11 protein-coding genes are annotated in these 14,898 nt (G+C 41.3%); 9 read left to right on the top strand and 2 right to left on the bottom strand.

All coding sequences use genetic code 11. The features are described 5' to 3' along the window. The first annotated feature begins 363 nt into the window (after positions 1-363). The 9 genes from CLV81_RS07500 to CLV81_RS07460 all read left to right on the top strand — a co-directional run bounded on the left by CLV81_RS07500 (position 364) and on the right by CLV81_RS07460 (position 12,858). A complete protein-coding gene (locus tag CLV81_RS07500) occupies positions 364-4,380 on the top strand; it encodes a hybrid sensor histidine kinase/response regulator transcription factor (RefSeq protein ID WP_146129860.1) in 4,017 nt (1,338 codons plus the stop codon). A 306-nt stretch (positions 4,381-4,686) separates the two neighbouring features. Then, positions 4,687-5,340, top strand: a complete 654-nt coding sequence (locus CLV81_RS07495; protein WP_106144403.1) for a cupin domain-containing protein — start codon at positions 4,687-4,689, stop codon at positions 5,338-5,340. A gap of 18 nt (positions 5,341-5,358) precedes the next feature. Further along, a complete protein-coding gene (gene mddA, locus CLV81_RS07490) occupies positions 5,359-6,123 on the top strand; it encodes a methanethiol S-methyltransferase (RefSeq protein ID WP_106144402.1) in 765 nt (254 codons plus the stop codon). 28 nt (positions 6,124-6,151) lie between these two features. After that, on the top strand, positions 6,152-7,477 hold the full coding sequence (locus CLV81_RS07485) for a leucine-rich repeat domain-containing protein (RefSeq protein ID WP_106144401.1): 1,326 nt from the start codon (positions 6,152-6,154) through the stop codon (positions 7,475-7,477). Between the two features lie 30 nt (positions 7,478-7,507). After that, positions 7,508-8,578 carry a leucine-rich repeat domain-containing protein gene (locus CLV81_RS07480; RefSeq protein ID WP_146129859.1) on the top strand — a complete coding sequence of 357 codons (1,071 nt, stop codon included), beginning with the start codon at positions 7,508-7,510 and terminating at the stop codon, positions 8,576-8,578. Between the two features lie 120 nt (positions 8,579-8,698). Beyond that, positions 8,699-9,982 carry a Kelch repeat-containing protein gene (locus tag CLV81_RS07475; RefSeq protein ID WP_146129858.1) on the top strand — a complete coding sequence of 428 codons (1,284 nt, stop codon included), beginning with the start codon at positions 8,699-8,701 and terminating at the stop codon, positions 9,980-9,982. 267 nt (positions 9,983-10,249) lie between these two features. Beyond that, a complete protein-coding gene (locus CLV81_RS07470) occupies positions 10,250-10,675 on the top strand; it encodes a nuclear transport factor 2 family protein (RefSeq protein WP_106144398.1) in 426 nt (141 codons plus the stop codon). A 106-nt stretch (positions 10,676-10,781) separates the two neighbouring features. Beyond that, the gene (locus tag CLV81_RS07465; protein WP_106144397.1) at positions 10,782-12,392 is read left to right on the top strand and encodes a GMC oxidoreductase; all 1,611 of its coding nucleotides are present in this window, start codon (positions 10,782-10,784) and stop codon (positions 12,390-12,392) included. Positions 12,393-12,399: 7 nt separating this feature from the next. Next, positions 12,400-12,858, top strand: coding sequence for a hypothetical protein (locus tag CLV81_RS07460; protein ID WP_106144396.1), 459 nt, complete (start codon positions 12,400-12,402; stop codon positions 12,856-12,858). A 235-nt stretch (positions 12,859-13,093) separates the two neighbouring features. Here CLV81_RS07460 and CLV81_RS07455 read toward each other — a convergent pair whose 3' ends face one another. Next, positions 13,094-13,990: a 3-hydroxyacyl-CoA dehydrogenase gene (locus CLV81_RS07455; RefSeq protein WP_106144395.1), complete on the bottom strand. Its 897-nt coding sequence runs from the start codon at positions 13,988-13,990 to the stop codon at positions 13,094-13,096. Positions 13,991-14,157: 167 nt separating this feature from the next. Beyond that, positions 14,158-14,691, bottom strand: a complete 534-nt coding sequence (locus tag CLV81_RS07445) for an acyl-CoA thioesterase (protein WP_106144393.1) — start codon at positions 14,689-14,691, stop codon at positions 14,158-14,160. Positions 14,692-14,898 lie beyond the last annotated feature (207 nt).

The raw sequence follows: 14,898 nt of genomic DNA, 5'->3' as shown, positions 1-14,898 counted from the left end.
GGCTCGTGCTGAAAATCCAACAACATTCAACCCACCCTTTCCGTACGATAAAAAAAGTGCTGGGTATTCCGGTTTGCCAAGACTTTCGAGATGCCCCTAAACCTATTTGAACCTATCCATAAGCTTAACCGTGTTCTTCAAGGAACGGTATATCCTAGATTATTTTAAATGTGATGGTTTTTCCCCTTGTCCCCTAAACTTTGTTATTTCTATAAAAAGATTCTAAAACTTGCGCTATTGTTCAAACATTTGGCACTATGGTGAAAATTACAAAGCAGTATTTCTTCAATCTTTCTAGGCCGATTTAAAAGCGATAAGTTGAAAATCGGTAACTTATTAGTGCTTTACTAGAAATCCGTCAAAGTGAAATGGAAAACTGTCATATTAGTGCTGGTTACAGGCTGTCTGTCATACTCCACTCTATTCTCACAGTCATCTGCCGGCCAGCCTGAAGGCGGACTATATACGGAGAGCGGTCTCCCTATTATTGAAAATTACACCCCCGACCAATATGAAGCGCTTAATCAAAATTGGGACATCGCTCAAGATAGTCTTGGTCGCATGTATTTTGCTAATGGTGGTGGTGTCTTGATATATGACGGGGTTAACTGGGATCTTTTTGAATTGCCCAAACAGAGTCATGTTAAATCAATTGCCATTGATAAAGACAACTATGTATACGTGGGCGCCACTAACGAGTTTGGCTATCTACGACCCCAAACATCAGGCACTCCTACCTATATATCATTATCCGATTCATTGAGCAAACCGGATTCAGACTTTAGAGTTGTTTGGCAGACTCATGCGACCTCAGAAGGAATTTATTTTCAAAGCACGGAAGCCATCTTCAGGTGGAAGGATGACATGCTTCAATCATGGAAGCCCCCTAATGGGAATAAAATATTTAAGTCCTTTTGGGTCAATCACACATACTACATGTGGGTACAGAATGAGGGATTAATGCATTTGAAGAATGGTTCGTTACAAATGGCCCGAAATGGCAGTTTTTTTGCGGACAAGCGAATAGTGGCCATTCTAGCCATGGAGGCAGACAAATTACTAATTACCACTTTTGATAAACTATACATCTATAATGGAAATAAAGTTCAGTCTTTTCAAACAGATTTGAATGGATTTATTAATGAAAATAACCTTTATGCTGGACTTAAGTTGCGGAATGGCATGTTCGTCTTTGCGGGATACAAAGAAGGATTGGCCGCGATGGATGGGCGGGGTAAAAAAGTACTCTTGCTAGAAGGTCAGGAAATCCTACCAGCGCCTGTACTCAACCTATTTCAGGATAGATCAGGAACATTATGGGCAGGTTTGGAGTACGGAGTATCGAAAATAGACTTCCCTTCATCCTTCTCACATTTTAATCAATTGGGACTAAACGATCGGGTCGTATCTATGATACGATTCAAGGGAGAATTCTATGCGGGTGGTGTCAAAGGTCTCTACAGATTAAAAAAGGAAGGCAAGGAGCAAGCACATTTTGTAAAGATACAAGGATCGGATTACAGAATTTGGGATCTCGCTTTGTTTGGAGATGAGCTCCTGATTTCTCATGAAGATCAGAACGGAGATGTCCTAGTATGGGATAACAATTCCCTTCAACATATAGGTGATATAATGGTGAGTGCTCTTTTAAGGTCTTCACTGGATACAAATAGAGTTTTTATAGCTACACCGGGTGGACTCACCTCATTATATAAGATTAATGACGAATGGCTCGATGAAGGGTTTTTTGAGAGAATCAACACAGGAATTTATTCCATAATAGAGGAAACAAATGGCAATCTCTGGCTTGGTACTTCCAGTAGTGAGGTATGGCATGTTTCTTTTGACGACCCAAACAGTGCCCAACATATGAGCAAATTCAAATTGGATAAATATGGTGTTGAGGATGGATTACCTGATGAAATCGGACATTTTCACTTTTTCAAAAACAAGGTTTTCTATTCTGCGTTCACAGATGGAAGTACCTACGAATTTTATCCACAGAAGAATCGATTTGAACTATCTGAAACTATTAGAAAATTGGTGAGCCTACCGGAAAAAAAAGTTCTTTTTTACGGGGCAAATGAACAGGAAGATATCCTGATAAGGATTGATAATTCGGATAATACATCCAAATTCATAGTCGGATGGAAACAGGAAAACGGAGAATACGTGACCGAGGACTTGGGCTTTGAGCGAATTTCTTCTTTAACTGGGCCAACTGCTTTACCTTTTTTGGAAAAGGACAGTGTTGTATGGTATGCAGGTAAGGACGGTATTTTTCGACAAGATTTAAGGGTAAAGAGAAAGCATTTATCCAATCGCAAAATGCATACACTGATAACAAAGGTTATCTATGGAGAAGATTCCGTTCTCTATGGAGGATATGGAACATCAAATGTTCTTCAACTTCCATTCAAACAAAATCAATTTCGATTCCAATTTGCTCTTCCAAGCTTTTATCAAGAGAACAACAAATATCAATATCAATTAGAGGGTTTTCACACTAACTGGTCTGATTGGAGTCTGGAAACCCAAAAAGACTTTACCAACATACCCGAAGGGGATTTTACTTTCAAAGTAAGAGCAAAAAACATTTTTGGTGAGATCAGTGAACCGGCCAGATATAGCTTCACCATCTTACCCCCTTGGTACCGGACCTGGTGGGCTTATGCAGGATATGCGCTTATAGCCGGATTGCTCCTTTGGGGTTTTGCCCGCTGGCGTTCCAACCAGCTGCACCGCAAAAACCTGATTTTGGAGGGAATTATCAAACGTAGAACCGAGGAGATACGTCAAAAGAACAAACAGCTCAGCTACCAAACCGAGCGCCTCAAAGAGTTGGACACCATGAAGACGCGCCTTTTTGCCAACATCTCCCATGAGTTCCGAACCCCGCTCACTTTGATCAAGGGTCCCATTGAAAAGTTAGAATCGGCAGAAAAAAATACAATCAGCACACCCAACATTAAAATGATCCGCCGCAATGCCAACCGGTTGCTCAATCTTGTCAACCAATTGCTGGACCTCTCCAAGCTAGACAGTGGCAAACTGCGGTTGAATGAGTCCGAAGGCGATGTCTTGAAGTGTATCAGGGCGGCTGCCTCGGCTTTTAGCTCGCACGCCGCCTCCCGCAAAATGGATTACCAGATTAAAATCCCTTCCCACCTGTTATGGGCTTCTTTTGACAGGGACAAACTGGAAAAAATCGTTTACAACCTGTTGAGCAATGCCTTTAAGTTCACCGAGGATGAGGGGCGGGTCATCATCGAGGCCGAATATAGGAGTGGCCGGTTACGGTTAAAGGTGTCGGATACTGGAGTTGGCATTGCCCCAGATAAGCTACCTCATATTTTTGACCGTTTTTTTCAGGTGGACGATAGCTATACCCGTGAAAAATCTGGGTCGGGCATAGGACTTGCGCTTACCAAGGAATTGACCGAACTCATGGGCGGCATCGTTTTTGTTGAAAGTGAACTAAGTAAGGGAACCTTGTTCCGTCTGGTCATTCCATTGGAAGAAATAAGATCGGGCCAAATTCAGGAAGATGAGGAGTATGCGGTGAGATTCATAGAGGAGCCCAGGCTAACGGTTGGGTCCTTTTCCACCACCGATAAGGAAGACAAAATATTGATCATAGAAGATAACAACGATATGCGACATTTTATCCGTGAGCAGTTAGAGCAGCAATATGCCGTATTAGAGGCTCGTAATGGCAAGGAAGGGCTAAAGATGGCCCAAAAAGAAATGCCCGAACTTATCATCACAGACCTGATGATGCCCCAAATGGATGGCATTACCCTTTGCAAGAAGTTGAAAACAGACTTGGTCACTAGCCATATACCTGTGATCATGCTCACTGCCAAGGCGGGCATTGAAAACAAATTGGAAGGGCTTGAGACCGGTGCCGATGAATACCTCACCAAGCCCTTTAACGCCCGTGAGTTGCAGGTGCGTACCAAAAACCTCATCGAGTCGCGTAGAAAGCTGCGTGAACTGTTCTCCAAAAATATCTCCTTAGACCCCAAAGAGATCACCGTTACTTCACTCGACGAAAAATTCTTGACCCAGCTATTGCAACTGTTTGAGAAAAACTATGTCGATTCTGGTTTTGGTCTGCCCCAAATGCAAAAAGAACTCGGAATGAGCAAAACACAATTACACAGTAAGATAAAAGCATTGACCAGCCATCCACCCGGCGAACTACTACGGAATTTCCGGTTAAAACGCGCTGCACAACTTTTGTTACAACAAGCGGACAACGTTTCACAAATAGCCTATGATACTGGGTTTAACAGCCTTTCCTACTTCACCCGTTGCTTCAAGCAACTCTACGGCATGTCACCTTCTGAATACGTTCAAAAACAAAATAAAAAATAACTTATTGGCTCCTTCCCCTAACCAGGGGAAGGCGGCTAACCACCCGCGGTGGTAAGACGGAAGGGGTCGTCAAATAAGCAAACACCTTCCCGAATTAGCATATGCATTTGTCATTTCCAGCCTTCATTTTAGGATCCATCCCCTTTCCCTTTCTCAGAACCATTGTGCAAACATTCCGAACCTTTCTGAAAGCTCTTGGATAAAGCGAACTATACTTTTATCCCATGTTTAGCGCAAGGATGGAATAGATCCTTGGTTCCCTCTCAGGGAATACTAAAATGAAATTCAAACCATAAACGAACAATTATGAAATCGAGAAAAAAAACCAGAATTAATACTGGTAAAAATATAGCAACATTCGTCATGGCCTTCTGCTCCGTTTTGTCCATAAGTCTTTACGGTCAGAAGGACACAAAGAATGATCCAACTCATGCTAGGCACAGTAAAAACTTTGATAGAGTCATGCATGCCGATTATGGCAAGCACCTTTGGATATTTCCCAAAAACAAGGATACCCTTGGCTCTGGGGGGAAGCTCCAGATCTTTATGGACCATGAGAGCCATCCGCACGCATCAGCGAGTTTCGCTAAATATGAGTTGGGTGTGGGTGGGGCTTTGCCAGAACACAAGCACGACAGAACGGAAGAGATTGCCTATTTCCTCTCAGGTGAAGGCATTGTTATCACTTATGTAAATGGAAAAAGGACAGAGACCATAGTAAAAAATGGGTATGTATGGTACACGCCCCCAGGGGAATACCACTCTTTTATCAACACTGGAAATGAACCCTTACAATTGGTCTTTGCCGTGATACCCAATGAAAAAACGGGATTATTATCCTTCTTTGAGAAAATTGGAGCCAATCCAGGACAGGATGCGAGAACTTTTAGTCCTGAAGAATTTGCTCAAATTGCTAATGAGCACGATTTGGTTTTAAAACCTACCAAAAAAATTGAGTAAACCTGAAAACAAGTAGTGATGAAAAAAGCAATCGCATTTCTGTACGGCATAGTCGCCTACCTAATCTTTTTGGGCACCTTTTTGTATGCCATCGCCTTTGTAGGGGATTTTTTAGTCCCAAAGACCATCAATTCAGGAACCGAAATTGATTTTTGGCCCGCTTTGGGCGTCGATGTGGCCCTGATGACCCTGTTTGCCCTGCAACACAGCGTGATGGCACGGCCGGGATTTAAACGGTGGTGGACAAAGTTTGTTCCAAAACCCATAGAACGAAGTACTTTTGTGCTCTTGTCAAGTTTGGCCCTCATTCTCTTATACTGGAAATGGGTGCCAATGAAAACCGTGGTTTGGGAAGTTTCTTCCCCAGTGGGTATCGTTATTTTATATGTGCTGTTTGCCCTTGGCTGGCTCATCGTGTTGCTCGCAACCTTTATGATAAACCATTTTGATCTTTTTGGGCTGAAGCAAGTCTATGAATACCTCAAAAACATTGAGTCCAAGCCCGTTGAGTTCAAGCTCACCCTGTTCTACCGTATTGTAAGGCATCCGATCATGCTCGGCTTTATCATTGCCTTTTGGGCCACACCTGTGATGACGTTGGGCCATCTGATTTTTGCAGTGACCACCACCCTTTACATTTTGGTAGCCATCAGCTATCTGGAAGAGAGTGATCTGGTAAAAATGCATGGCGAAAAGTATCGGGAATACCAAAAAAAGGTGCCCAAAATTCTACCCTTTCCCCGAAAGAATAACAAGAAAAGAGAGGCACACCGCACCATATAAACAATTGTGAACTTTTAAAAAATATGTTATGAAAACGCAATATTTAATTTTTGCAATACTATTGCTGCTCCTTGTGGGTTGCAGTAAGGATGATGGGGCAACCCCTGAACCCATCATTGAACCCGAACAGAAAAGCAGTGAAAAACAGCTGATCAGCTTTCGGTTTACGGGCATTGAAAAGGATGGAATAACGGTCGATATTCCTGCAGAGATAGACCAAACAGCAAAGACCATTGGGGCCGAAATCCCCTCGGGGACCGACATCACGGCCATGGAACCCGAGATTGAAATATCCGACAAGGCCACATACGAACCCACGGGTCCACAGGACTTTAGCAATCCCATCAATTATACCGTTACCGCCGAGGACGGTACCAGTCGCACCTATTTGGTGACCATAGCGGTGGCCCTGAGCCAGAAAGAGATTTTACTAAAAATTGCAGAAGCCAACCCTGGAAACACCTTGTCATGGAATGAGAATGACGACATAAGCGATTGGGAAGAGATAAGCCTGGACAGTATTGGAAATATCATTGAACTGCGCCTCAATTCGCGGGATATTTCCTTTTTGCCTCCTGAGATCGGGCAGCTCTCTGAATTGATAATATTGGATTTAGAAGACAACAGTTTACCCACTTTACCTGTTGAGATCTGGCAGATCTTCAATCTTAGGGAATTGGATTTGACGGCCATTGGGCTTTCTGCCCTTCCTCCGGAAATTGGGCAATTGGAAAACTTGACAACTTTATCCCTATCACTGAATAACCTGGTTGATCTTCCGCCTGAAATTGGAAACTTATCCAATCTGAGAGAATTGTTTGTAACCACCAATAACCTACCTGATTTGCCCCCCGAGATCGGGCAACTTTCCAGTTTGATGGGGCTTTATTTATCTGATAATGAGCTTTCTGCTTTACCTCCGGAGCTAGGTCAACTCTCCAATCTACAAGTATTGTATTTGTCCGGCAACGATCTTTCTACCCTGCCTCCCGAGATCGGGCAGCTCAGCAGCCTGGGAGCATTGATCCTGGCGGGCAACAATTTAAGCGAAATCCCCTCTGAGTTTCAGCAGCTTTCCAATCTTGTTGTTCTGGATTTGAGGAATAATGAACTGTCGGGTTTAGGTACTAACCATATTCCAATGGTTAACTCAGATCCGCTTACCATATCCTGCGAGAGTAATTTGCAAGTTTTGTGGTTGGCCGAAAACAAAAAGCCCATGGTCTTGGACGACTGTATATGTGACCTAGACAAAGACCATGGCGGAACTGTGGATATAGACATTGTTCTGGCACCCGACCCGGAAAATCCAAATCCCTCGGTAGTCTGCCAGGGCGATGTGATTGGTAAATAAAGCTTATGAAGAATCTTAAAAACAATTGTCATGAAAACACAATATTTATTTTTTATTATCTCGTTGCTGCTTTTTATGGCCTGCAGCAAAGATGAGGGTGCGCCCACCCCAAAACCAGAGCCCATAAATGAACCTGAACCTCAGGAAGAACCTGAACAAAAAAGCAGTGAAAAACAGTTGATCAGCTTTCGGTTTACCGGTATTGAAAAAGATGGTATAACCATCGATATTCCAGCGGAGATCGATGAAGCCGGCAAGGCCATTGCTGCCGAGATGCCTCCAAACACCGATGTCACGGCCATGGAACCTGAGGTTGAAATATCGGACAAGGCCACCTACGAACCTACAGGTCCGCAAGACTTTAGCAGCCCCATCAATTATACTGTAACGGCTGAAGACGGTACCAGTCGTACCTATCTGGTGACCATAGTCGTGGCACTCAGTCAAAAAGAGATATTACTATTGATCTCTGAAGCCAACCCCGGCAACACCTTGGACTGGAATGAAACTGACCGCCTGAGTGACTGGGAAGAGGTAGTTCTCGACGATGAGGGTAAAGTGATAAAATTACTTCTAGATTCTAGAAACTTGACAATGTTACCTCCAGAGATTGGGCGATTGAAAATGCTTCAAACTCTATTCTTGAGCTTCAATCGATTGAACACTATTCCCCCGGTGATATGGACGATGACTAATCTGAAATCGCTATCCTTAATCGAAACCAACCTTCAGGAAATCCATCCGGATATTGGGCAGTTGACAAACTTGGTTACGTTGGAATTACAGAATAATGATTTAAGCGAGATCCCCGGCGAGATTGGGCTGTTGGGCCAATTGCATATCCTTAATCTAAGAAACAATAGTTTGAAGGGCTTGAGTACCAATCATATTCCGATGGTCAATTCAGACCCCTTTACCATATCATGTGAAAGCAATTTGAAACGATTGTACTTGGAAGGTAATATCATACCAATGATTTTAGATGATTGCATCTGCGAACTTGATGAAGACAATGGCGGCACGGTGGACATCGACATCGTAAAGGGTCCAAACATCACCAATCCGTTGGTAAACTGCCAAGGTGATGTAATCGGTAATTAAGGTAAATAATGAAATTTTAAAACAATATCATGAAACATCCATGACTAAAAATTTTGTCACACAGCGAAATGATTATATGGATGTTACATGTGACAATTGAAAAACAATAAATATTATCACATGAAAACACAACATATAATATTCGCGATGCTATTGCTGCTCTTTATGGGCTGCAGCAAAGATGATGGAGGAGCCGGGGACAATCCGTTGCCCGACCCCGATAACCGGTCCCCTGAATCCTTCAACTTGTTATCGGTTGCTGACGGCGATACGGGCATACAACCCAATCCTTTATTCTCCTGGGATGCTGCAACAGACCCTGATGGGGATACTCTGAACTATGATTTTTTTCTCGATACCTTGAACGAGCCCGAAACCAAAATGGCCGAGGGCATTGAGACCACAAGTTTTAAAGTACCCGATTCCTTGGCGTTATGCCGGGCCAAAGTGTATTTCTGGAAAGTGGTGGCCAAGGATGGTAAGGGCGGGGAGACCGCTTCTGAAACTTTCAGTTTTACGGTGAGAACACTCAACGATGCAGAACGAATTACCCCAACAAACCCCTTTACGGGGAGAAGTGATCATGCGGCAGTAGCGTTCAACGGTATGTGGCTGTTGGGTGGTTCTGATGCCAACGGGGCCTCAAACCAGGTCTGGTTCAGTACTGATGGCAATGATTGGGAGTTTGTGAACCAAAACGGTACTGCTGACTTTACCGCACGGTTTTTTCACACGGCCGTTGCTTTTAACGATGCCCTATGGGTCATAGGGGGCGTGGGCACTGGTTTTTTAAACGATGTATGGACCAGCACTGATGGCATTACTTGGACAGAGGTTAACCAAGTTCAACAGTATGTGGCCCGGGCCGAGCATACGCTGACTGTCTTTCAAGATAAATTATGGATTATTGGCGGAGGGGGCAATGGCGGTGTAAAACGGGCCGATGTCTGGAACAGTGCCGATGGTGCCACATGGCAGCAGACCATTGCAGAGGCCCCCTTTGGTAAACGTAACTTTCACCAAACCGTGGCCTTCAAAGACCGGTTATGGGTTATTGGGGGTATAGAAGAAGATGACAACCTCAACCAAGAGACCAAAAATGATGTCTGGAGCAGTATCGATGGCATAACATGGCAGTTGGAAACGGCCAACGCCAAATTTTCACCGCGTTTTGGCCACAAGGCCCTCGTAATTGATGACAAGATCTGGATTGTTGGCAGAAGTGGTGATAGCGGCATCATAAACGACATCTGGTATTCAGAAGATGGTACGGAGTGGTTTGAAGCCACCCCGTCAACTTCATTTGGCGCAAAAGGAGGCGGTTTTACAGCACTGTTCCACGAAGGAAAGATCTGGATATTGGGCGGCAGTGATGCCAACGGAGTCTGGCAGATTGACTATTAACTGGGCCAAGGGGATTATACCGATAGATATGATTCTGAAGGGCGATATACGTTAGGGACTACAATTAGGAAATATGCCAATAATATATTCCTGAACCAATTAGAAAATAACCTGAAATGTCAAAGATTGAAAAGTAAACTAAAATAAACGTGATTTTGTCATTTATTTTTATTGTGCCTGTAATGGATATATAATTAATAATCATAAACGCTTGTTACCTACTTGTGCTCAGAAAATATCTGATTTCTTAAACAAAAAACTCTAACAATGAAGTACTTATTACTGATTTCCGTCATGACATTCTGGTTTACAGCAAATTCACAAAGCCCCGGCAAGGTAGAAGAAAAAACAGCAGTTGAAAACGCGCTCCTCGATTATATTGAGGGCTGGTATAAAGGTGATACTGTGCGTATCGACCGTTCTCTGCACGATGATCTTGTAAAACGAATCCCGATTAAGGATAGCTCTGACTCTGATATAAAGTTGAGAATGGTACCAAAATCAGTTATGGTTGAATTAACTGGCAAAGGCGGTGGGGAAAATCCAGATGCAGAATATCAAATCTTTGTTGATGATATCGAAAAGGATATAGCCACGGCAAGGGTATTATCACCCGAATATCTTGATTATCTCCATTTGGCGAAAACAAATGAAGGATGGCAGATTGTCAATATTCTATTTCGTAAACGCTGATTTGTGGTTTTAATGCATTTGGCAGTTATAGTTTTAATATAAGTAACACATTAGGCTATAAACATACGAGCCGAGGCCGTTATAGCACATTTAGAAAAGGATTGAAATGAAAGAAGAAATAAAAACAGATTACTGCATAGTTGGAGCTGGAATCGCAGGAATTATTTTAGCCAGTAAACTGGCATCTTCGGGTAAAAAGATTTTAATACTGGACCAAGGACCACGATATTCAGAAAAACAACGTGCAAATATGATGCTCAAAAGTAAAGAGACCCTAAACGATTTTGTCGATTATAACGATGAAGAAGATTTTGATACAATTACACCTCACACTTCTGCTGCAGCTAATGATCAGGTTATTGAATACAAGAATAACAGACTGTTCGGATTTGGAGGTACTGCACTTCATTTTCAAGGGATAATGATGCGTCCAATTGAAAATGACCTAAAGGTTAAGTCCTTGTTTGGCTATGGGCGAGATTGGCCAATTACATATAACGAACTAGAGCCGTGGCTTTTAAAGGCGGAAATTGAGGTTGGTGTAGTGGGAATGGAAGACAATCCATATGCTTCAAAAAGATCTGGTCCATTTCCAATGCCCGCACATTCATTCTCGTATTTTGACAAGGAAATATTTTATCCTGCATTGGAGAAATTGGGTATTGTCGGACATTCCTGCCCTTATTCAATAAACTCGCAACAGTATAGAGGACGATCAGCTTGTTTAGCCTGTCGAGCCTGTAGGTTTTGTCCTTCCGGAGCGCGCTATTCTCCGGATCGAGTTCATCTTCCGCTGTTGGAAAAGAATGAAAATGTCAGGATAATTGAAAATTTAAGCGTTCGTAAATTGGAGACCGATTCAAATGGAAAAAAAATTGTTGCTGCTCACGCCATTCGTACCAAAGACAAATCAGCTGTTTTGATTCGTTCGGAGATTTTTATTGTGGCTATGGGGGGTGTCGAAACCCCAAGGTTATTGCTATTGTCGTCGGACAATGGAATTCATAGAAACGGACTGGGTAACATGGGAAATCAATTAGGAAAGGGTTTCACTGATCATTCAAATTTTGCGGTTCTTTATGATGCGGGTAGACATGTTGGAGGTCGCCTTGGATTTGAAACCATGGTTACGGATCATTTTAGAATTAATTTAAACAGAAAGGAGCAATCTACTTTCATTTTATCCGCCAGTCCTGCAGCCGATTGGTACCCTGTAGGTGCTACGGCGACACAATGGGAGGCGTACTCTAACACGCTATCATTAACTAATCTTCGTAAGAGAATACCACAGCTAGTATCTCTTTGGGTTATGATGGAGCTAGAAGGTAAAGGTATTCTTGAATTGGATGAAAAAGAAGTAGATGCATTTGGATCACCTGTGGTAAAAATAACAATGAGGATGACAGATCGAGATATGCGGGTACATACGAAAGCAGCTGAATTGATCTCAAAGATCGGTGATGCCATGGACGCCATCAATGCTTCTGATATTACTCCTTCGGGATTTGGAAGATCAGGTGATCATCCTTCCGGTGCCTCTGCTATGGGAAAAAATCCAGACGAAGGTGTTTGTGATGTAAACCTCAAGGTGTTTGGGCTGGCTAACTTATATCTTGTTAGTAACTCAGTATTTCCTCATATGGGCTCTAATCCACCTACTTTAACAATTGTTGCCTTGGCTATGAGGTTAGCTGCTCATTTAAAAGGTGAAAAATAGTATAATTATGGAAAAGAGCACAAGACGTCAATTTGTAATCCAAAGTTCTCGATTACTTGCATTTCTTCCTTTTGTAAGTAGTATGGGCTGTATTTCAGATCATGATTCAAAATTCAGAAAGGAAGATTCTTTAAAAAGGTTAATCTATATTATTGGTCCCTGGACTTTGGAGGATAAAATACTTGCAGAAGATTTTGCAATACGATTTATTAAATCGAACCATGCAGATAAATTTTTACCGAAATCCGTTCAATTAATTCAAAGTCTCTCAAAGCAAATGACCAGAGATAAAATGGCTATAAAAGAAATCAATTTGGCAAATATGCCTAAAGAAGAACAAGATCTATTAATGCATTTATCAAAACAACTTTACAGTTTTGTAGAAGTACGGCTTTATATTTCAAAAGAACCTCCATGGGGACAATGCATAAATAATTCTAGATGGCATACGAGAATTCCAAAATAATATATTAAAACGGCGAGTTATTGAGACATTTAGAAGTAAATTAGTTGATTCCCCAAAAATGTTCGTTTTATGACACTACAACGTTTTCGTATAACATTCAGTGGTGAGGCAAATAAGCCTTTACCAATTCAGATTAAGCCAAATGTAGTAAAAATTCTTGGACGTTTGGGTTTGTACAAAATCTCACCATTGAGGATATACGTTGTTGGGTGTCCGTTTTTATTTGTTTAATATTTTATTTCAAAAAGTCATCCTCAAGAAATTCAGGATTCGGATACTTATAAAATCCTTGTCCAGAGGCAGTGCCAAGTTTACCTTCAGCAACCATTCCTTCCAATTTAGAAATTATTCGTTTTGTGGTCTCTATATCTGAATTTTCATTTAAATGTGCTTTAGTAATGTTTAATGATGTTTTTAATCCAACAGTATCTAATGTAGCAAATGGTCCATTTGGCGCCCCTGTAGCTATCATCCAAGTCTTGTCTATTAAATGAGGTTCTGCCACATCATTTGCCCAAAGATTAAGTCCTGCCCTCAATAATGGCATTAACAATGAGTTAAGCACATAGCCTGGCTGTTCTTTTTTTACAGGAATAGCAACCATTCCAATCGCCTTCGCAAATAATATCATATCATCAAATAGCTTTGGTGATGTTTTAGAATGCCCCATAATTTCAGCAGTATTTCTAATCCAAATACGATTTGCAAAATGGAGTGCGATAAATTGCTCTGGTCTTCCTGTGTCTTTTGCAAAATAACTTGGTAGGAGCGAAGAAGAATTTGTGGCAAAATCAGTATGGCTGGGTGCAAATTGATTCAGTTTTTCATAGAAATCAGACTTTATTTTTATGTTTTCAGGAATTGCCTCAATAACTAGGTCTGCTTCACTCACGGCAGATTTTAAGTCTATCTTAAATGCAATACTTTTATAAATCTTTTGAAGTTGGTCATTCGATATTCCCAAGTCTTTTTGATAGAATTTCTGCCATAGCGTCATTCTTTCTTTACAGTTTTTCAAAGCAGAATCAGAAATATCATAAACGGTTACTGAAAAGCCGTGAAAAGCAGTATGAAAAGCGATTTGACTTCCTAATATTCCACCTCCTGCAATTGTTACATTTTTATATTTCATTAGTCTGTTCTTAAATGGCACCCAACGGTCTCGGCTATGAGCAGTTGAGTGATTTAGCGGTTAACTTTATAAGTACACACCAAACTGAAAATCCGCGAGGATTTTCAGAAGTAGGCGAGAACAAGCAATTACTTATAGCCATTGTTGTGTGCAGTTTTATTCAACTATTAATTTTGATTTTTAATCATTTCATAATCATTTTTGAACATATTTAGCATTTCTGAAGATGGATTCATTTCTGTTTTTTTGACTCCACTATCAGCTAATATTTTTGGTAAGTAAAGTGCTTTTCCATTTTTCCAGAAAGCAAATTTCGTATATCCTATTGCACAAATTTCATTATTTTGCTTAAAAACTTGACGATGATAGCCCCACTTTTCGTCCCATCCATCTAGAATAAGAGTTATGCTAAATTTTGTCCATCTCTTAAGAGGTTTTTTGTAAATAATCTTTTGCGAACCAAGAACTGGAAATATTCCTTTTTTAAATGTGTTTTCGTAAAGTTTAGACCTGAACAAAATCTCAAACCTGATAAAATCCATATAATAGAAGTATTTCGAGTTTGCCATATATCTCAAACTATCACAATCAAGAATATTAACTGTTCTAATGCGAGATAGGTCAGATTCTAAACTAACTTTACTCCAAAAAAATTTTGCTCCAATATAAATGTAAAGCATATGTAACCAATAGTAAATCATTTTTTAAAATTTAGTTTGCAGGTTACATAATTATTCAGGACGGGCCATAATTGCACACAACGGTCTCGTGTATGAGCAGTAGCGGATTTCAGGACACTTATCTGTCCGCTACCACTAAAGTTTCTTAGATGCACAAACCTTGAATTTACCACTGTACCCGCTATTGCTTATACACAATGTTGTGCGTTCGCCCTTTATTTTCAGTCG

Origin of the sequence: Flagellimonas meridianipacifica, assembly GCF_003001695.1 — a bacterium.
Classification (GTDB): Bacteria; Bacteroidota; Bacteroidia; order Flavobacteriales; family Flavobacteriaceae; genus Flagellimonas; species Flagellimonas meridianipacifica.
This window is presented reverse-complemented; position numbering and strand designations above follow the sequence as displayed.